The 19,943-nt window shown below is 43.2% G+C and carries 13 protein-coding genes; 10 read left to right on the top strand and 3 right to left on the bottom strand.

Features of this window, described 5'->3' with window-relative positions; all coding sequences use genetic code 11:
- Positions 1 to 14: 14 nt before the first annotated feature.
- Positions 15 to 1,133 carry a helix-turn-helix domain-containing protein gene (locus DLJ48_RS01805; protein ID WP_128685377.1) on the bottom strand — a complete coding sequence of 373 codons (1,119 nt, stop codon included), beginning with the start codon at positions 1,131 to 1,133 and terminating at the stop codon, positions 15 to 17.
- Positions 1,134 to 1,248: 115 nt separating this feature from the next.
- On the opposite strand from DLJ48_RS01805, the gene DLJ48_RS01800 reads away from it, so the two are divergent.
- From DLJ48_RS01800 to DLJ48_RS01785, 4 genes are all read left to right on the top strand, one after another.
- Positions 1,249 to 2,448, top strand: coding sequence for a class C sortase (locus DLJ48_RS01800; protein ID WP_128685375.1), 1,200 nt, complete (start codon positions 1,249 to 1,251; stop codon positions 2,446 to 2,448).
- Complete coding sequence (locus DLJ48_RS01795; RefSeq protein ID WP_128685373.1) at positions 2,445 to 3,611, top strand: class C sortase; 1,167 nt, start codon at positions 2,445 to 2,447, stop codon at positions 3,609 to 3,611. The genes DLJ48_RS01800 and DLJ48_RS01795 overlap by 4 nt, the downstream gene beginning before the upstream one ends.
- A 144-nt stretch (positions 3,612 to 3,755) precedes the next feature.
- Positions 3,756 to 5,117, top strand: coding sequence for a PTS sugar transporter subunit IIC (locus DLJ48_RS01790; RefSeq protein ID WP_243148634.1), 1,362 nt, complete (start codon positions 3,756 to 3,758; stop codon positions 5,115 to 5,117).
- Between the two features lie 456 nt (positions 5,118 to 5,573).
- Positions 5,574 to 10,895 (top strand): SpaA isopeptide-forming pilin-related protein, encoded by a 5,322-nt coding sequence (locus DLJ48_RS01785; RefSeq protein ID WP_128685371.1) that lies wholly within the window; start codon positions 5,574 to 5,576, stop codon positions 10,893 to 10,895.
- Between the two features lie 60 nt (positions 10,896 to 10,955).
- Here DLJ48_RS01785 and DLJ48_RS01780 read toward each other — a convergent pair whose 3' ends face one another.
- Positions 10,956 to 12,056 carry a helix-turn-helix transcriptional regulator gene (locus tag DLJ48_RS01780; protein ID WP_128685369.1) on the bottom strand — a complete coding sequence of 367 codons (1,101 nt, stop codon included), beginning with the start codon at positions 12,054 to 12,056 and terminating at the stop codon, positions 10,956 to 10,958.
- A gap of 177 nt (positions 12,057 to 12,233) precedes the next feature.
- Here DLJ48_RS01780 and DLJ48_RS01775 point away from each other — a divergent pair, with 177 nt between their 5' ends.
- Genes DLJ48_RS01775 through DLJ48_RS01765 form a run of 3 tightly spaced genes read left to right on the top strand, consistent with a single transcriptional unit; the run spans position 12,234 to position 15,321 of the window.
- On the top strand, positions 12,234 to 12,935 hold the full coding sequence (locus DLJ48_RS01775; protein ID WP_128685367.1) for a YveK family protein: 702 nt from the start codon (positions 12,234 to 12,236) through the stop codon (positions 12,933 to 12,935).
- Positions 12,935 to 14,629: a polysaccharide biosynthesis tyrosine autokinase gene (locus DLJ48_RS01770; RefSeq protein ID WP_128685365.1), complete on the top strand. Its 1,695-nt coding sequence runs from the start codon at positions 12,935 to 12,937 to the stop codon at positions 14,627 to 14,629. The genes DLJ48_RS01775 and DLJ48_RS01770 overlap by 1 nt, the downstream gene beginning before the upstream one ends.
- A 23-nt stretch (positions 14,630 to 14,652) precedes the next feature.
- Positions 14,653 to 15,321 carry a sugar transferase gene (locus tag DLJ48_RS01765; RefSeq protein WP_128687054.1) on the top strand — a complete coding sequence of 223 codons (669 nt, stop codon included), beginning with the start codon at positions 14,653 to 14,655 and terminating at the stop codon, positions 15,319 to 15,321.
- Between the two features lie 12 nt (positions 15,322 to 15,333).
- Here DLJ48_RS01765 and DLJ48_RS01760 read toward each other — a convergent pair whose 3' ends face one another.
- Positions 15,334 to 16,155: an AraC family transcriptional regulator gene (locus DLJ48_RS01760; RefSeq protein WP_128685363.1), complete on the bottom strand. Its 822-nt coding sequence runs from the start codon at positions 16,153 to 16,155 to the stop codon at positions 15,334 to 15,336.
- A 133-nt stretch (positions 16,156 to 16,288) separates the two neighbouring features.
- On the opposite strand from DLJ48_RS01760, the gene DLJ48_RS01755 reads away from it, so the two are divergent.
- The 3 genes from DLJ48_RS01755 to DLJ48_RS01745 are packed head-to-tail and all read left to right on the top strand — an operon-like array spanning position 16,289 to position 19,849.
- Positions 16,289 to 17,773 carry a PTS transporter subunit EIIC gene (locus DLJ48_RS01755; RefSeq protein ID WP_128685361.1) on the top strand — a complete coding sequence of 495 codons (1,485 nt, stop codon included), beginning with the start codon at positions 16,289 to 16,291 and terminating at the stop codon, positions 17,771 to 17,773.
- Positions 17,774 to 17,816: 43 nt separating this feature from the next.
- Positions 17,817 to 19,331, top strand: coding sequence for a sucrose-6-phosphate hydrolase (locus DLJ48_RS01750; RefSeq protein WP_243148632.1), 1,515 nt, complete (start codon positions 17,817 to 17,819; stop codon positions 19,329 to 19,331).
- A 14-nt stretch (positions 19,332 to 19,345) separates the two neighbouring features.
- Positions 19,346 to 19,849, top strand: a complete 504-nt coding sequence (locus DLJ48_RS01745; RefSeq protein ID WP_128685359.1) for a PTS sugar transporter subunit IIA — start codon at positions 19,346 to 19,348, stop codon at positions 19,847 to 19,849.
- Positions 19,850 to 19,943 lie beyond the last annotated feature (94 nt).

Raw genomic sequence — 19,943 nt, 5'->3', positions numbered from 1 at the left:
GATCCGGCTGTTTTTTAATTGTTTTTAGACTTATTGGTCTCATGAGGCTGGCTGGCTTTCAAACGATATTCTAACGGCGTGATGCCGGTCAATTTTTTAAAAGTCGAAATGAAGTAGCTTTCATCGATGAAGTAGAGATAGTTGGCAATATCTTTCACTTTTAGTTCTGAGCGGTCGAGGATCGTTTTAGCTTTCTCGATTTTTTGTGCGATGGCATATTGTTTGATCGTCTGTCCGTACTTGTTTTTGAAAATGATATTCAGACTTTGTTCAGGGATATTCAGATTCTCAGAGATCGTTTTTAGTTTAGTATTTTCTCTTAAATGTGCGTTAATGTAAGCTGAAATTTTTTCTGCCTTGCTGAGAGACTGAGACTGCCGGTATTTTTTTAATTCGACGAAAAACAACTGTGTCAATTCGTCCAGCCAGTAATCAAAGTTAATGATGTTGGCCTGCATTTCGATTTTCTGATTGGCATTAATTTGCAACAGGACGGCTTTTTCGATCGGAAAACCGATTTTTTCCAAACCATTGGTCATTTGTTCGACGAGGCCGATGAGAATATCTTTTTCACCGCGAATGAAGTTATTGCTTTTTAAAGCTTCGCCGAGAATATTGCAGGCTTTCATTAATTGGACATTTTTTTGGAAACTCGTCTGGTCCAGCACACACAATGCTTCGGTCATGACGATCGAGTAGGCATGAAAACTATTGAGGTCTTTGATCGGCGCAGACTGTTTGACGATTTCCTTGGATTTGTTCAGATCGTTGATGGCTAGCTCCCAATCGGGAGCTGCTGCTTCTTTGTAGATACTGTAGACCAGCTTGCCTAGGCTGAGCGCCTGAGTCAGAAAATTCAGGTCGGCAAAAGAATTATGATCATATTCGGCACTGTCTACTTGCGGCAGCAGCAGTAGTTTTTCCTGATCTGAAAAAGCGATAACTAAAATATAGCCTAATTGATATTTAACTAAAGTGAAGGTATTTAAGGCAGACGATTTGGCTGCCTGAGTCATTAATGACTGATTAAAAAACTTTTGTGCCGCTGAAAGTTTGACCAGTTTTCCTTGATCATATTTAAAAATATCGATAGCAAAGGCCGAGGCGAGTAAATTTAATCTTTCTTCAAACATAACATCTAATTATATCGGATACAGCTAAATTTTGTTTTCATTTGACAATCACTGCGCGTGCCTTTTTACAGCTTTTAAGCGCGATAACCTTTAAAATTAAGTTAACGAGAGGAATATGAAAAATAAACATTTTGCTGACATTAATTTTCTCCTGAAATTAATTATCTCCTTGATGTTTCTAGCAGGGTTTTTTATCTTCTGCTATCCCTTCATTGCTGACAGTATCAATAATTACCTGGCTCAGCAGCAGATCCAGTCGCTTGATAAATTGAATAACGCTAACCAGCGCAAAAATACGGCGCGTCTGCAAAAACTTTTTGACAATAATAAAAAACGGACAGCCGAAAATCAGCAATTAGGTATTTCACCGATCAAAGATATTTTAGGCCGCAGTTTAAAAAATGTTGCGGCCAAGGATCAAAGTTACTATACGAAACATGTGTTAGGCAGCATTTTTATTCCGAAAATATCGGTCAGCCTGCCGGTGTTTGATACAACGAGTGAAAATCTGCTGGAAAAGGGTATCACACTGCTTCCGGGCAGCTCTTATCCTGTCGGCGGCAAGGGGACACGGGCGGTTTTGCTGGGCCATAGCGGTCTGCCGGATCAGCGCTTGTTTACCTACCTGTCGCGTTTAAAAAAAGGCGATAAATTTTTCTTGGAAATTTTTGGCAAACGGCTAGCTTATCAAGTTTCGGAAATTCAAACGATCTTACCAACAGATCTGGGTGCACTGAAAATAAAAGCAGGTCAGGATCTGGTCACGCTGGTCACCTGCACCCCTTATATGATCAACACCCATCGCCTGCTTGTGACAGGCCGCCGTGTACCTTTGACAAAAGGCGAGTTCGATCAGAGCAAAAAAAGTGTCGAAAATTTTCAAACGACTCGTCTATATGCCTTTATTGCGCTGGGCATATCAGTGATCCTGCTATTTGCTTACTTCTTGTACCGCCAGCTGCTCGACTTGATCGCCCGCCGCCGTCATTATGAATTATTCTGCTATATCTCGACAGATGACCACGTTTTGGCCCAGCAGACTTTTTATTTGAAGGATGCTTTTGGTCGTGCTTTGCTAGATGGCAAGGACCGGCCGCGTTTGGCCAAAACCGATGCTGATGGCCGTCTTTCTTTTGGCACGCTGGCTGGTGGACACTATCGCTTAGTCGCTGATGACAAAAAAATCAATATCAACTATTTGAAAGCCAGCGTCAGGCGTTTGAAAGACCGCTATTTTAAGATCAAAATCGAAAAACGCAGGTTCTTTGCCAAAAGCAGGCTGCAGATCCGCCAGACAAAAGAGGATCGCAAATGACAGATAAGTCTAAAAAACGCCGCCGCCACAGTAATGTTCTACTGACGATCATGTTTCTTTTGGGCTCTTTGATCGCCTTGTATCCTTTTTACGTCGGCGCTGTCAATCATTTCATTGACCAGCAGCGCATCAAACAATTGGATCAAAGCACTGATCGTGCGATCCGCCAAAAAGAAAAAGTCATGGCTGCCAAAAATGCCGAGATCGCCAAAGATGGTCTGCATCCCGGTAATGATCCTTTTCTCGGCAGCAGTTATCAGCAGCAGGTCAGTTTAAAACAGCATTTGATCGGCAGTATCGCGATTCCGAAGATTCATTTGGATATTCCGCTTTTTGATGTCACGAATGATGAGACGCTGAATTATGGGGCGGCCGTTTTGCAAGGAACTTCTTATCCGCTGGGCGGTCTGGGTACGCATACGGTCATTTCCGGACACCGCGGTCTAGCTTCCAGAACCTTATTTACGAACATTGATCGGCTGAAAAAAGGCGATATTTTTGTCTTGACCGTTCTGAATAAAAAGCTTGCCTACAAAGTTTTCCGTTTTCAAGTCGTCCTGCCCGATAATTACACAGGTCTGAAAATCGAAAAAGGCCGTGACTTGGCGACCCTGCTGACTTGCACACCCTATATGATCAACTCCCACCGGCTTTTGATCACGGGCTATCGTGTGCCTTACACTGCGGCGATCAAAAAAGCTGTCGGCCAGTCGGATCAAGCGGATAGTCGTGATCAGCTGCTGATTTTACTGGCAGTGCTGCTTTTGCTCGCGCTGCAGATCATCGTGATCCTGCGCCGTATTCTGGCTTGGCGTCTATCGAAAAAATCCTTTGACCTGCGTCTGACACGGTTGGATCGCGCTGGCCGGCCGATCGAAAACGCACACTTTCAGCTCTTTAGTCGAAATAAAAAACGACCTTTACAACATCTTGGCCAGCCCATCTTGGCTGCGACCAATGCCTCAGGCCAGCTGCGATTCGATCAAATTCCCGGCGGTCTTTATTATTTAAAACAGCTTGATGATCCGGCGGCTAACACCGGTGTTCTCGTTGGTGTTAAAAAGATCCGTCAGCAGCAGATGCGTTTTTACCCGCGCAAACGACCCTTGGCAGATCGCGACTACATCAATCAAACGGACCGCCTCGTTATTCAAGACAGCTGATCGAAAACTGCCCACAGTCTCTTCTAATTTTTCCTAATTTTCAATACCGATTGGCCTAGACCATTGTTAATAAAAGTGACAATCGTCCGGCCACAAATGACGCATATCGGAAAATTTGTTCATAAGGGAAAAGAGGGAGAAATAATGATGGATAATGTCATGAAAGGGCTTGAGAAGTATCTGATTCCGATCGGATCCAAGTTAGCGCAAAACAAAGTCCTTTCTGCCATGCGTGATGGCATCGCTGCGGTGATGCCGATCGTGATGGTCGGGTCTTTAGCTTTGATTATCAAGAATTTTCCGACACCGGGTGCTAATGGCGGTGTCTGGGCGACTTGGCTGGCAGGCGATGGTGCCTGGCTTTCTGATTGGCTGCTGAAGCTTTACTATGGTACTTTTATGATCATTGGTATCGTGGCGGCTTTCGGCATTGCCTATCATCTGGCCAAGGAATTAGGCGCTGATGGTTTGTCGGCTGGTGTCATTTCTTTTGCTAGTTTTGTGATCACGACGCCTTACATGTTCGGCACGTCGACGCCTTGGTCTTTGACGGCTAAGTCAGTTAAGGTGACGAATCTGGCCGAGCAGGGGATGTCTTTTAATTTCACGGGTGCTAATGGCCTGTTTCCCGCGATCCTGATCGGTCTTTTCACGGGTTATGTGTTTGCTTGGTTTGTTAAACGACATATCACGATCAAAATGCCGGATACTGTACCACCGGCCGTTGCCAATTCTTTTGTCGCACTGATACCGGGTCTTGTGATCCTGACTTTTTGGGATATCGTCCAGACGCTTTTGGCACGGACTGACTTCAAGTCTCTGTCGCAGATCCTGACGATCTGGCTGCAAAAGCCGCTGTCAGCCTTTGGTGGTTCGCTTTTCGGTGTCATCGTCGTGGCCACATTGACATCTTTGTTCTGGTTTGTCGGTGTCCATGGCGGCAATATCACGGGTGCGATCATGAGCCCAGTCTACTTGTCAATGATGGGGGCAAACGCGAAAGCCTATGCTGCTCATCAGACGATGCCTAATATCGTGACCCAGCCTTTTATGGATCTGTTCGTCTATCTTGGCGGCGGCGGTGCGACCCTTGGACTCGTGATCGCGATCACACTCTTTTCGCATTCCAAACAGTTAAAGACGTTAAAACCGTTGACGATGGTACCAGGCATTTTCAACATTAATGAACCGACGATGTTTGGTATTCCGGTCGTCTTAAACGTCTACTTGATCCTGCCATTTATCGTCGTGCCGATCATGAATGCTTTGATTGCCTTTACGGCCATGCAGTCGGGTATTGTCGCGATGACCAATGGTGCGGTCATGCCTTGGACGACACCACCGATCATTTCTGGTTTTCTTGCGACTGGTGGACATATTTCCGGTTCGATCCTGCAAGTTGTGCTGATCGTCTTGGATACCTTGGTCTGGCTGCCTTTCATGAAAATCACGGACAAGCGTCAGATCGAAGTCGAAAAAAATGAAAAGATCGGTGCTGAAGCTTAATCAGCATGAACTCATCGTCAAACAGCCGTTTTCCGGCTTTTTTTTTGTGATTTGTTTGAAAAAAAGCCGAATCACGAACGATTTCTGAGAAAAAGCGTGATAATATGGAATTTGGTCAGTTATCAGTTTCTTATATTATTTTTGGGAAAATTTCCTTTTTTACTCATTTAACAGCCGATTCGTTAAAAATCAAATGAAAAATTTGTGAAACGCTATAAAAAAAGCTGCCTGCTTAGAACTTTTTCATAGCTGTTTGTTCTTTATTGGCCAAAAATAGTCTTTTAAAATGCAATTGATCAAAAAAATGTTGAAAACTTATATGTAATGACGATTTAATTACATTGCAAGCGTTACCGAAAATGATAGAATGCCAGATAGCTTTGTGATAACTGGCGATTTTTTATGTGCGATCAAGTAAAACTGGTTACGTGAGCGATATCTTACTGGGAGATAACTATGAATAAAATGTTTCAAAGACTGTATGCCATTTTGATGGCACTTGTCATTTCTTTTCAATATGTCGGGATCGGTGCGCAAGCTGTTTCCGCTACGACAAGTGATTCATCTGACAACAGTATCCATTTAACAAGCCTTTTGCCTGTTAGCGGCAGCACGAATGAATTTACGTTAAAAGTTCATGTGACTGCCACGACTGACAGCGATTACAAAATTGCTTTGGACAGTCCGCTGGCCTTTAAGACCGCGGCTGAACAGCAAAGCAAAGACACAGATCTCGTGAGCTATCTGCTCAACGACGATAATGTCGAAATTAAAGCAAAGGCTGGCACAGACAATGATGTCTCGATCTCATTGAATCTGGACAGCTCTAAAATTGCTGAAACGAGTCAAATTAAATTAACATATGAAACACAATCTGTTTCAGCTGATATTGCCTCACAAACTGCAGCAAGCAGTTCATCGAGCTCGGCAGCAAGTTCTTCTGCAGCGACGGTTAAAAAAGCAGCAACTGTTAGGTCTGCTGCGGTAACTGATCCTCACGATATCTCGCAATACTTGCCTGCGTCTGATAATGGCACGATTATCGATTCTGCTGATTTCAAATTTACAGATTCGAAAGGCAATTCAGTTGATCCAACAAAGGTGGATCAAAATACGAATATCACGTTGGATTATAACTGGTCGATTCCGAATAAGTTATCGGGCCATACATTAGCATCCGGTGATTATTTCACTTTCAAGCTACCCGCTGGTGTTCAATATAAAGCAGGCCAAGGCGATTTAGGCACTTATGGAACCTACACGATCGCAGCTGATGGTACTGTGACTTTTACTTTTAACGATAACGTTAATACCAATGACACGATTTCTGGCACATTTGGTTATACGTCTCAAATAACGAGCACAACCACCACTGGTGAACAAACAATTACGATTCCAACGAAAACCGAACCAAGTACCACAACGATCGTTGTGAATCCAAATGGTGGAAATACTATTGCAAAAACAGGTACCTTGACTGGTGCCAATAGTTCTAACAACAACCCGACTGGTATTACTTGGGATGTCACGATCAACACGATCGGTGCTGAACTTGATAATGCGACAGTGATCGATCCTATGCCAAGCAGCACGGATGGTACGGTACCAACAACTTTGAAAACGACCACGATTTATCCTTTAACGGTCAACTTGAACGGCAATGTTACCTCGACTGGCCCAGCTTTGGTTGCAGGCACGGATTACACAGTTGATGGCAGTGGCAAGATAACTTTTATCGGCAAATACGCCAAAACTTATTCAGCCTTCAAGATTGAATATACAAGTGATATTGATAGTAGCAAACTCCCTGATGATGGTGGCCAGGTTAGCTTTAAAAATACCGCAACATTGTCTAACAATGGCACGAATTATCCTGCTAGTGCGACCGTGGATGCCAATTATGGCAAGCTGATCGCAAAAAGTTACGATGGCCAAGATAACAACGGTAGCCAAAAGTATAACTGGCACATCGATTATAACTATGGTGAAAAAAGCTTAGCAGCTAACACCAGCATCGTGGACACACTTTCTACTGGACAAGCCTTCTCAGGCACGCCGACTTTAGTCTATGAAGATGGCACGACTGTTGATGCATCTCTTTATGCCATTACTTATAATTCCGATAAATCACAGATGACTGTCACTTTCCCAAATGGTTTGACGAAGGGTGTTAAGATTTCTTACCAATCACAGTTGACAGATCCTAATGACACCAACACGGTCATTAGCAATTCTGCCAGCAGTAATGGCCAGACTTCTGATCCGGGTAATCAAACTGTTGGTCAGCAAGGATTGACAAAGAGTCTTGGTGATGTTGATTACAATAGCAAAACCCTGACTTGGAATTTTGATATCAACATGGCTCGCCAGGACATGTCAAATTGGTCTATGACCGATACAGCACCAAATGGTTTAACAGTTATTCCAACTTCTTTCGTTTTGAAGGACAAGGATACCGGTGTTACTTATAAAGAGGGTACAGACTACACAGTCACGATTGATAGTGTTGGCAGTGGTTTTACGATTGAATTCTCAGGTAGCCTAAAGAGTCATGCTAAAGATTGGTACACTTTGTCCTATCAGACGACTTTTGATACGAATAACTTGCCATCTAGTGGCAAATGGACCAATAACGCAACCACTACTTGGACTGACCAAAGTGGCAAAACACACCATAATGATGGCAGCGCTGATTTCACGCCTAATGATGATTTTAAAAATGACGGTAGTAAGTCAGGTGCTTATAATGCCGTGAATAAGCACATTACTTGGACAGTTGTTGGAAATTATAATCAGCGCACATTAACTAGCGCTTCGATTGTTGATCCAATAATCGGCAATCAGACTTATGTTGCTGATAGCGCTAAGTTATACGAAGCAACGATCAATAAAGATGGTTCATATAATTTAGGAACTCAAGTAACTACCACTAGTATCAATTATGATTCTGGCACCAAGACGATTACAGCCAATTTGCCAGAGGGCAGTACTAAGACTTATGTATTAACTTTTGATACAGACTTGTCAGGTACGCTGATCGGTGTTAATCCTTCATCACCAGAAACATCAACCCCGTATACGAATACAGCTACTTACACAAACAATTCTAAATCCAGCGATTTGACTGCTAGTATTTCTATTCCTAAGGCTGGTGAATATGTGAAAAAATCCGGTACACAGGATCCCACTAATTCAGCTTATGCAACCTACCATATTTGGGTTAACCGTAGCCAATCCACTTTGTCGAACGTTGTTGTCGATGATGTACCTGATGGTAAACAAATCATTGATGAAAGCTCGATCGTAGTTTATTCGACCAAGGTTGCTCAAGATGGTACCGTTACTGAAGATACTACTAAACCTTTACAGCTAAATCAGGATTATACAGTTAAGTTGACCACGGATCCGACCACCGGCCAACAAGAATTACTGATCACTTTCAATGGTCAGATCACGACAGCTTATTCGATTCGATATCGTTCGTTAATTAATTCTTCATCAACTAATGACACACTTTCAAATTCAGTCACGATTACTGGCGATAATACGAAATCAATCTCGCAGACGACTACGACTAATACGCAAGTTGTTAATAATAGCGGTTCTGCAAGTGGTAAAAATACGAATCTTGTCATCACGAAGACTGATAGCGCTAGTAAAAAGCCACTAGCTGGTGCATCCTTCAGTCTCTATTCTGATAATAATGGTGTCAAAGGTCAGCTGCTTCGCAGTGCGACGACCGATGCTAATGGCCAGCTAACTTGGAATAATTTGAAGTCCGGCAACTATATCTTGGTTGAGACCGCTGCACCAGACAGCTATATTATTCCGACCGATCTAGCTAACGGTAAAGAAATTTCTGTTAATTACAGTGACGCTGATTCAAATAATAATGTTCAGCTTCCCGAATCTAATACGCAGGGCAACATCACTCTGACCAAGACCGATAGCGATACTCAAGCTGTTTTGCCTGGTGCGACCTTCAGTTTGTATGGTTCTGCGGGCAATCTGATCAAGGCAGGATTGACGACTGACGCTAATGGTCAGATCAAATATTCTGGTTTGGATGCCGGCAGTTACTATTTTGTTGAAACATCTGCCCCGACCGGTTACACTTTTGATTCATCAAAGCACTACACTGTCACTCTGAATTCAGACAATATCAGCGGCACGGTCAACGTGGCTGATGCTGAAAAGACGGGTTCAGTGATCCTTTACAAAGTAGATTCTGATACGAACCAAGCCCTGTCTGGCGCGACCTTTACCCTCTATAAAGCCAATGGTACGGGTGTTGCTTCTAATCTGACGACTGATGCCGCTGGACAGATCAAAGTAGGCGATTTGAAACCTGGCAATTACTATTTCGTCGAAACATCCGCTCCTGCTGGCTATACTTTTGACAGCACGGCCAAGTACACTTTTGCGATCACAATCGGTGATCAGTCACAATCAGTCATTGTCAATGCAGGCAACGCCGAAAAGCGTGGATCTGTTGTGCTGACAAAGACCGATGCTGATGCATTTGATCCAACAGTTGTCGCTGGCGCTGTCTTTGATCTTTATAAAGCAGGTCAGTCAACAGCTTCTGTCACGGGCCTCACGACTGACAACAACGGACAGATCAAAGTTAGCGGTTTGCAGCCCGGCAATTATTACTTTGTCGAGACTAAAGCGCCGACCGGTTATGTCCTGGACGCGGCTCACCATAATTTCACAGTTGCTTTTGATCAAGTGACGGCGATCGGTGTTAGCGTTGCTGATGCCGAAAAGACGGGTTCGGTTCTTCTGACGAAGACGGATTCTGATACGAATAAAGTTTTGGCAAACGCAGCCTTCTCGCTCTACAAAAAAGATGGCACGCTGCTGAAAAGCAATTTGACGACAAATGCGAATGGCCAGATCTCTTATGATGGCCTAAAGCCTGGTGATTACTATTTTGTTGAGACATCTGCACCTGCCGGCTATACTTTCGACAGTACGAAACAGTATGCATTCACGATCGTATTAGGTGACCAAACCACGCCGGTCACGGTCAGTTCACAAAATGCTGAAAAAACACACTCAGTTCTTCTGACTAAGACTGACAGCAGTGATGCTGCTAAGACTTTGTCTGGCGCTACTTTCTCCCTATACAAAAAAGATGGCAGCTTAGTTAAAGACAAGCTCACCACTGATGCCAAAGGCCAGCTTTCTTATGATGGTCTAAAGCCTGGTGATTACTACTTCCTTGAAACATCTGCCCCTGCTGGTTATAACTTTGATAGCACTAAGCAGTATGCCTTTACGATCGATATCAGTGATTCAACTGATCCGGTCGTTGTCTCGGCCCAAAATGCTGAGAAGACTGGTTCGGTCGTCCTGACAAAGACCGATGCTAAGACGAACAAGACTTTGGCTGGCGCTGTCTTTGACCTTTACAAGGCTAATGGCACCAAGATCCAGTCTGGTCTGACGACGAATGCAAAAGGTCAGATCGTGGTCGCTAATTTGAAGCCTGGTGATTACTACTTCGTCGAGACCAAAGCGCCTGCCGGCTACACATTGAATGCTGGCAAACATTATGCCTTTACGATCACGATCGGTGATCAGACGGCTGCCGCTTCAGTCTCAGTTAAAGACACTAAGAAGCCGACTCAGACTGCTTGGACGACGGTTCACAAAGAATTGCCGCACACAGGCGAGCAGGTCTTCTACTTCTCTGCGATCACTGCCACGATGCTTGCTATCTCCGCCGCCGCTGCCGCACTAGCTTTAAAGCGCAAGCGCGAGCAAAAGTAAAATTTCCACGAAAAGCAGTAAATTAAAACGCACCCGATCGAGGGTGCGTTTTTTTGTGGCCTACTGTAAGACTTTTTCAATATGCTGGGCTCGATACTTGGATGGTGTCGTCCCGCATTGGCGATTGAAAGTCAGAATGAAATAACTTTCGTCGGCAAAGGAGAGGTACTCGGAAATGTCTTTGATCTTCAGATTGGTCGAAGTCAGCACTTGTTTGGCCGACTCGATTTTCAATTGGATCGTGTATTGCTTGATCGTCATGTCGAACTTCTTTTTAAAGATCGCATTCAAAGTCTGTTCGGCCAGGCCTAATTCTGCGGCGATATCGTGCAGGCGGATGTTTTCACGCACGTGATTGGTCAGGTAGGCCTTGATGCGTTCGGCTTTGTCGGTAAACAAACTCTTGCGGTAGGCCTTAAATTCCCTAAAGTAAATCCAGGGAATTTCTGCCAGCCAGGCGTCGAAATTCAAAATGTTGCTCTGATTTTCGATCTTTTGGATCGAATTCATCTGAATGCCGATAATTTTCTTGATCGGCAGGCCGTATTTACCGACAGTATCCGACAGCTTGCTGATCAGATCGATCAAGATATCCTTCTGCCCGCGAATGATACCTTGCTGCGTGAGAGAGTCGCCGAAAATATTGCAGCCGCGCATGTCGGTCAGGCTTTCTTGGAATTTCGCTTCGTCCAGCTTTGTGATCGCCTCGATCATTTTGACGGTATAAATATGAAAAGCGATCATATCATCGATCGATTTGACTTGTTCGATCAGTTTGCCGCTATCAGCCATCTGGATGATCGTGATATCCCGATCTGGCGCTTCTTCACCCCGATAGAGGAAATAAGCTAATTTGGCCAATGAGACCGAGTGGTTGATGAAGTCGATATTTGAAAAACCATCGCTGGTATTTTCGATCAGGTCCAGTTTGGGCAGCAGAATTAATCCTTCCGTCGGTGAAAAGGGCACGACCAGCATGTAGCCGACCCGATACTTAATTAAGCTGTATTGATCACTTTTCGCCATCTGGCTGGCTTTGATCATCAGGCCGCGATTGTAAAATCTATCCGTAGCTGAGACATTCTTTAATTGCCGTTGATTGTACTTAAAAATATCGACGGCCGAAGCTTGCTCCAAAAGATCTAGTTTATTCTTGCACATATGCTTTAATTATATTGATTTTTTGAAACAAATTTGCTGCTTAAAAGAGCTTTCCTGAGAAATTGCCCTTCGTGTTCAGCTGGAAGTGCGATATTATTAAATCTGATAGATTATCAGTATCTTATGTAAATGTTAAACATACGTTGACAGGGACTGAATTAATTTTAAGGGGTGTTCATGGATAGTACGATTTCTTATCAACGGCTTTGGGAGCTGTTCAAGAAAAATTTTATTTTATTAGTCGTTTCGGCACTGGCCTTGGCAGCTATTGCATTTTCGATCAGCAAATTTGTCCTGACACCTAAATATCAGTCCACAACAGCTTTATTAGTCAATAGTAATCAAAATGATTCGACAGGTGCTGCTTTAGGCAATCAGCAGGCCGATGTTCAACTCATTTATACATATAAAGATTTAGCAACGCGGCCAGTCATCTTAAACCGTGTTGTCAGTCAGCTCAAACCCAGCTATTCCGACCTGACTAAGGCATCGATCCAAAAAATGGTTTCTATTTCCAGCAGCCAGAACTCACAGATTTTTTCGATCAATGCGATCTCGAAAAATCCCAGCGAAGCCAGAGATGTCGCTAATACAGCTGCTAATATTTTCAAAAATGAAGCAGTCAAGCTCATGGGCAAGTCTGTCTCCAATGTTTCGATCGTTTCTCAAGGTCTGAAAGCAAGCAAGCCTGTCTCACCGAATACCAAGCTGATTACGCTTGCAGGTTTTTTGCTAGGCGCTTTTCTTGCCGTAGCCTATGTTCTGATCAAGGAACTGTCCGATAATACCTATCGCGAAGTGGACTTTGTTGCCGAGCTTGGTTTCAATAATCTTGGTACGGTCAATTACGCCGCTTTTCATAAAGGAAGGAAAAACTAATGCCGTCCAAAAGAAAAATTCAAAAATTATCTGCTGTTGATATACGTTCTTCTCGCTATGGTGTACCGCTGATCACGGTTCGCGATCCGCAGGACGTCGTCTCTGAACAATTCCGAGTGCTGCGTGCCAATATTGATTTCGCAGCCGCTTCGATCGATAAGCTGCAGACAGTTCTTTTTACGAGTTCTGAAATGTCTGATGGCAAATCGACCGTTGCCCAGAATTTAGCTGTTACTTGGGCTCAAGCAGGTAAGCGTGTTCTGCTAGTGGATGCTGATTTCCGCCGTCCGACTCTGCATCGTACATTTTCGATCGCCAATGATCACGGTTTGACGACAGTCTTGGCTATGAATGACCAGCCAGCTCAAGTGATCCACGCCGCTGAAGAGCCTAATCTTTTTGTTATGGCTTCTGGCCCGATGCCGCCTAATCCATCGGAATTGCTCGGGTCGGATAAGATGCTTAAGGTCCTGAACTGGATGAAACACGAATTCGACATGATCGTGATCGATTCAACACCGCTTTTATTGGTGCCGGATGCCCAAGCCTTGATTCCAAGGACTGATGGCGTTGTTCTAGTCGCTTTGTTAGGCAAGACGAAGAAAAAAAGTCTCCTTTCGGCTACCCGTATTTTGAAATTAGCCAAAGCACATGTTTTGGGTGTTGTTACAAGGAGCCAGCTTCGTGCAGATAAAGGTTACGGCTATGGCTATGGCTATACCTCGACTAATGTCATGAACACAGAGCAGGTCAAAAAAGAAACACCTGTCAAACCGGTTCTACCAGCTAAAAAGACGCCAGTTGTGACGGCGTCAGCCAGCTCGCAAAGCGCTGCATCTTCACAACCAGCTTGGTCTAATTTCGGCTATACAGCCGCTGCTTCTGACAGCCATGAGGCACCAGCTGCTGAAAAAGAAGACCCTGCTCCTGTCGTTAATAAGAAAGCGACTTTAGTTGATATTCACGCTCACATCTTGCCGGGATTAGATGATGGTTCTAATTCTTTGGATGCATCACTAGAACTAGCGCGAGAAGCCGTTTCTAATGGTATTAAGACGATCGTGGCAACGCCGCATACAATGAGCGCTAAGTATACAAATGAAGCTGCTGACGTCGTGAAAGTTGTTGATGCCTTCCAAGCTGAATTAAAAAAAGCTGCGATTGATCTAACCATTTTACCAGGTCAGGAAGTTCATTTGACAGGCGACTTAGTTAGTGCCTTAGATCAAGGCAAATTATTGACTCTGGCCGACTCAAAAAAATATCTGCTGATTGAATTGCCGGATAGGGACTTGCCCCTTTTCACTCATAATGTGATTTTCCAGTTAAAGTCACGCGGCATTATGACGATCGTTGCTCATCCAGAGCGCAATAGTTATCTCTTGGAGCATCCTGAAGAGTTAAATAAATTAGCAGAACGAGGCGCTTTGTTCCAATTGACCAGCGCCTCGATCAATGGTGCTTTTGGTAAACGCATTGCTGATTTCTCGATCGACCTGCTGCGACGAGGATTTGTGACCACGATTGCCAGTGATGCGCATAACTTCGCTGACAACCGTCGTTATCATTTAGCCGAAGCCTACGAACTGATCGGCCACTTGCTTAATCAGCAATTAGTTACAGCTTTGAAGATGAACGCTGCTCGAATCATTACTGGTGAACCAGTTGATAGTACAACGATTGAAGAATTTTAATTAATTGGGAGAATTAATTATTGATGAAGATGTTGTGTGCGGGAAATGGGAAAGTCAAAAATTTAAACGGTTTTCCAAGAAAATCGATTTTTTATTATGCCATTAAGAGATCCTTTGATGTTATTGGCGGTTTATTTGGCATCCTCATCAGCATCATTCCGATCGGCATTCTCGCAGTCAAGATCAAGCAAGATGGTGGGCCAGTCTTTTTCGCACAGGAACGGATCGGTAAAAATGGTCAGCCTTTTATTATGTACAAGCTTCGCAGTATGGTCCTGAATGCTGACAAGCTTAAAGATAAACTATTGGAACAAAATGAAATGCATGGTGGCATGTTCAAAATGAAAGAGGATCCCCGTGTCACGAAGATCGGCCATTTTATTCGCCGCTATTCTTTAGATGAATTGCCTCAATTTTGGAATGTGGTTAAAGGCGACATGTCTTTGGTCGGCCCGCGTCCCTGTCTTTCTCGTGAGTTAAATAGGTACAATGATTTTGACAAGCAGCGTTTGCTAGTCAAGCCAGGTATTTCCGGCCTTTGGCAGGTTTCCGGTCGTTCGAATCTTGACTTTAAAGATATGATTAAGTTGGACTTGCAGTACATAGAAGAGCGGTCATTTAGAAACGATATTAAAATCTGCTTTAAGACGGTGGCACTGGTCTTATTCAGTAAAGATTCGGGAGCTTACTAAGATAGAAGCAATTCACTCGTTGCGATATTCAGTCGGCGTTTTACCTGTGAAATCCTTAAAAGCTTTTGTGAAATATTGAGGGTCTTCAAAGCCGCAGGCAAAAGCGATAGAACGGATCGTATTTTGATTGTTTTTATCCTGCAAAATCTCTTTGGCTTTATCCATCCTGAGAGAAACAAGAAATTCTTTAGGACTGGCATCCAGCCATTTTTTGAAAGCTCGATAAAGGTATGATCGATCGACTGCTAGCTTTGTTCTAACATCTTCTATCGTGATTGGCGAGTCAAAGTTTTTTTCTATAAATTGCATGCCTTCATGAAAAATTTTTGCATCCGCGGAATAATGACTAGAGACGGTTGAAGGATAGGCCAATCTCATAATTCTGATAACTTCTAGTAATTTTTCTGAATAGTAAAGGTCGTCTGCTTGATTCATCAATGAAGTTTGAATCAAATCTGAGATGATCTTTTTTATTTTCTGGGCACTTTCTCCGGAAACGACTGGATTCATCAGTGATACGCCAATTTGATTCAGATAAGTATCGACTAGCCTGCCTTTGAAACGAATCCAGTTGATTGTCCAAGGCTCCTTTTGGTTTGCTTCCATTTTGACGATTTTGCCTGGCTGAATAAAGAAAAATTCGCCTGGAGAAATATGATACCTAATATTCTTGCTTGTAAATACTCCTTTACCCTCGGATACATAATGGATCATGTAACCTGTACGTGCACCGGGACCATAGCTGTGCGATGGCTCACAGTGCTCAAATCCGCCTGACGATAAATAAAGGTACTCGTTAAAATTTTCATTGATAAATGTGTATTTACGAGCCATATAGATCTATTTTATCAACATTTCAACCCATCAATGCAACATTTATCCATTATCTAAGCGCTTACATAGTTCTATGATGAAAGCATAATTTCAGTGATCACAAATTATAACTGTTATTTCTTGGAGGAATGATATGAAAAGTGATGAAGAGCGGTATGAGTCCATCTCTGATAAGATTCTGCCCGCGATAGGTGGCAAAGAAAATGCGATATTTGCATTCCATTGTGCGACTCGACTCCGTATAAATTTAAGAGATACTTCTAAAGTTGATGAAAAAGCTTTATCCCAAATTGATTTGGTACAGGGCGTTAATATTAACAGGAATCAATTACAAATTGTTTTCGGAGCTGGGCTGGTAGATAAAGTAACAGCTGTTTTCTTGAAGCATACGGGTATTCCAGCAACTTTTGCCAGCAGTCAAGGCCAGGATTCCAAATCCTCGGACACGATAGAAGAAAAAACTACCACAAAAGATAAAGGCTGGTTTTCCAGTTTCGTTGATGATCTGACAGGTGTTTTCACGGAAATATTGCCAGGCATTTTAGCTGCCGGTATTCTAATCGGTTTAAATAATGTCTTGACGCAGAAAATTTTTGGATCCCAATCATTGGTCCAGATGTTTCCTAATATTAGCGGTATAAGTTTGATTATCAGTCTTGGTGCTTCTGGTATTTTCGCGATGTTGCCTTTGATCGTTGTTTATTCGGCGACCAAGCGCTATGGTGGTCGACCGGTTTTAGGCTTGGCGATTGGCGCAGTAATGATGTCTTCGAGCTTGCCGTCGCTATCTGATGTTTCCGCGGGTAATGCGAAAGCGGTTATTGCTAATATTTTTGGAATGCATTTTTCTCTTACAAGTTTTGGCGGACAAATCATTGTAGCTTTGATTATGGGCTGGGTAGTTGCTCGACTGGATAATTTTTTCCAAAAGAAATTACCAGGCGTCATTCAATTTGTTTTAGCTCCTATGCTGACTATTTTAGTTGCTTCATTTGTGCTCTTCTTGCTTGTCGGACCTATAGGTATGGCACTTTCAAGCTGGGTTACTAATGGCTTGGTATGGGTCTCAAAGGCATTCGGCATTTTTGGATACATGTTCTTTGGCGGTGTGCAGCAGCTGATTGTTATTACCGGCCTGCATAATATGTTCGGAGCTGTAGAAGCTCAATTGATTGCTACAACTGGCAAAGATTTCTTAAATCCACTTTTCTCTGGCGCTTTAATGGGCCAAGGCGGTGGCGTTTTGGGATATATGCTATTGAACAGGCACAGTAAGAAAGCTAAAGAAATCTCGATTTCAGCCTTCTTCTCAATCTTGTTTGGCATTTCAGAACCCGCTCTATTCGGAATCAATATTAAAAACCGCTATCCGTTAATCGGCGGCTGCATCGGCGGCGCTATTGCCGGCGGCTACATCTACCTAACTAAATTGACGGCGATTAGTTTCGGAACGACAGCCTTACCAGGGATTGCGATTGCGGATCCTGCCAATAATGGTTATTTGAATTACATTATCACGAACCTGATCGGTGTCGGTATTGGATTTATTGCGACGGTCTTGATTGGCAAATTCTTCCAAAAGAAAAATGCCCCAGCACTCAAGACTGAAAGCAAGTAAGTTATTTCAATTTTAGGATGCGATTATCTAAGAAAGGTTTGACATGATTACAGCAGAAGATAGAAAAAAGCAGTTTCAGAATATGGTCAAAAACATTAAAGATGTCAAACCGGCAATTATTTCAGATGAAGAGGCTATTGCCAACACCAGCCCATTCAGACAAAAATTTCATGTTGAACCCAGATCTGGCGTTTTAAATGATCCGAATGGATTTGTCTATTTCGATGGCCAATATCATCTATGCTACCAATGGACGCCATTAGCTTTTCACAAAGATCCGAAGATTTGGCAACACGGCTGGTATCATCTGGTTTCTAAAGATCTGGTTCATTGGCAGGAGATCGGACCCGCGATTGAGAGCGACACAAAATATGATCAATATGGTACCTATTCTGGCAGTGCACTAAGTGTTAACGACCAATTATTCATCATTTATACCGGCAATACTTGGGTGGACACAGATACTGACCAATGGCATCGCGTTCCTTACCAATTGGGTGCATTTATGGACCATGAGAACCATTTTACAAAGTTTGATCATCCATTACTCACGGATTCGCCAAAGGGGTACACAGGCCATTTTCGGGATCCGAAGATTTGGCAGCACGGTTCCGATTATTATGCAGTATTGGGTGCGCAGCGACAAGACCAGACCGGTACGGTGGTCGTGGTTCACTCAAAGGATCTGCATCATTGGACAACTTTGGGCGAGATGCAGCCGGCAGAAAGGAACTTTGGGCATATGTGGGAATGCCCGGATTATTTTGAGGTTGATGATCAAGGTGTACTGCTCTTTAGCCCACAAGGGATTCCGGCACACGATGGGCTTTATGAAAATATTTATCAGACGGGTTGTTTCGTTGGGGACAAAATGGATTATCACAACTTGATTTTTAACCACGGCCATTTTCAAGAGCTTGATGCTGGTTTTGATTTTTATGCCACTCAAACAATGGCAGCTCCTGATGGCCGACGCATTCTCAGTGCCTGGTTTGGTATCTCTGAAATTGCTTATCCGACTGAAAAGTACCATTACGCAGGCTGCTTGGTTCTGCCGCGTGAATTATCGATCCAAGATGGCCAATTAGTACAAAAACCGATTCGTGAATTAGCAGCCCTTCGTAAAGAGCAGACTAAATTTGATTTCTTCGTCTCAGAGAATCCAGTTCTGCTGGCTGCTAATAGGACTCAAGAAATTGATGCTGAGATCGATATGAGCACATCTAGCCGTTTTGAAATGGATATTCGTGCTAATGCTGATAATGATAAAAACACGAAACTGGTATTTGATAAGAATGAACAATTGGTTTCACTGTCTAGAGCCGATGCTGGGATTCCTTTTGCTGCAAAGTACGGCAGCGAGCGCTATCGGAAACTCATGATTAAAGATAAGATCAGGATGCAGATTTTCGTCGACAACTCTTCTGTTGAAATATTCATTAATGGTGGCATTATCGTGTTCTCAGCGCGTATTTTCCCAGATAACGATCAGGACAATTTATTCGTTACAAGTCGAGGTGGGAAGACAAAGCTGACAGCTTCTATTTGGAAGATTTAGGTCGGAGGTGAAATATGTTTAATTTTTTGAAAAATAAGAATAAGGATAGGGTCACGGATACCGAAGGCAAAATTTTCGTACCCGTTGACGGTGAGGTACAAAGTCTCACGCATGCATCGGATCCAATCTTTGCACAGAAAACAATGGGGGATGGTTTTCTTGTTATGCCGTCTTCTGACAAAATTTTCGCTCCGGTTAGCGGGACGATTACAATGGTCGCAGATACAAAACATGCATTGACCATTCATACTACAGATGGTGCTGATATCTTATTACATTTAGGCATTGATACAGTTGAATTGTTTGGCAAGCCCTTTGATTTAAAAGTGAAAAAAGGCGATGCGATCATCGCTCAATCTCCAATCGGCACGATGGACATTGCCCAAATCAAAGAGGCAGATTTATCACCCGAAGTGCTGATTATTTTTGTTAAATCTGAAGATGTTCATGTTGATTTTCAAGTGCAAAATGGCGAAAAGAAACATGGGGAGCAAATCGGCCAATATACGATTAACTAATTTTTGTTGTGGCACTTAATTTTCACTTATAATGTAAGTGTTGTCATATTTTGACATTATGGCGCCAATTATTTTTACCGTTCTCATTATTTGG

The organism is Oenococcus sicerae, assembly GCF_004102045.2.
Taxonomy (GTDB): Bacteria; Bacillota; Bacilli; order Lactobacillales; family Lactobacillaceae; genus Oenococcus; species Oenococcus sicerae.
Note: the sequence above shows the minus strand (reverse complement) of the source record. Positions and strands in the feature narration are given on the sequence as shown.

Coding starts and splice junctions, on each gene's coding strand:
- DLJ48_RS01805 (WP_128685377.1), bottom strand. CDS start 1,133: ATGTTTGAAGAAAGATTAAATTTACTCGCCTCGGCCTTTGCTATCGAT.
- DLJ48_RS01800 (WP_128685375.1), top strand. CDS start 1,249: ATGAAAAATAAACATTTTGCTGACATTAATTTTCTCCTGAAATTAATT.
- DLJ48_RS01795 (WP_128685373.1), top strand. CDS start 2,445: ATGACAGATAAGTCTAAAAAACGCCGCCGCCACAGTAATGTTCTACTG.
- DLJ48_RS01790 (WP_243148634.1), top strand. CDS start 3,756: ATGATGGATAATGTCATGAAAGGGCTTGAGAAGTATCTGATTCCGATC.
- DLJ48_RS01785 (WP_128685371.1), top strand. CDS start 5,574: ATGAATAAAATGTTTCAAAGACTGTATGCCATTTTGATGGCACTTGTC.
- DLJ48_RS01780 (WP_128685369.1), bottom strand. CDS start 12,056: ATGTGCAAGAATAAACTAGATCTTTTGGAGCAAGCTTCGGCCGTCGAT.
- DLJ48_RS01775 (WP_128685367.1), top strand. CDS start 12,234: ATGGATAGTACGATTTCTTATCAACGGCTTTGGGAGCTGTTCAAGAAA.
- DLJ48_RS01770 (WP_128685365.1), top strand. CDS start 12,935: ATGCCGTCCAAAAGAAAAATTCAAAAATTATCTGCTGTTGATATACGT.
- DLJ48_RS01765 (WP_128687054.1), top strand. CDS start 14,653: ATGAAGATGTTGTGTGCGGGAAATGGGAAAGTCAAAAATTTAAACGGT.
- DLJ48_RS01760 (WP_128685363.1), bottom strand. CDS start 16,155: ATGGCTCGTAAATACACATTTATCAATGAAAATTTTAACGAGTACCTT.
- DLJ48_RS01755 (WP_128685361.1), top strand. CDS start 16,289: ATGAAAAGTGATGAAGAGCGGTATGAGTCCATCTCTGATAAGATTCTG.
- DLJ48_RS01750 (WP_243148632.1), top strand. CDS start 17,817: ATGATTACAGCAGAAGATAGAAAAAAGCAGTTTCAGAATATGGTCAAA.
- DLJ48_RS01745 (WP_128685359.1), top strand. CDS start 19,346: ATGTTTAATTTTTTGAAAAATAAGAATAAGGATAGGGTCACGGATACC.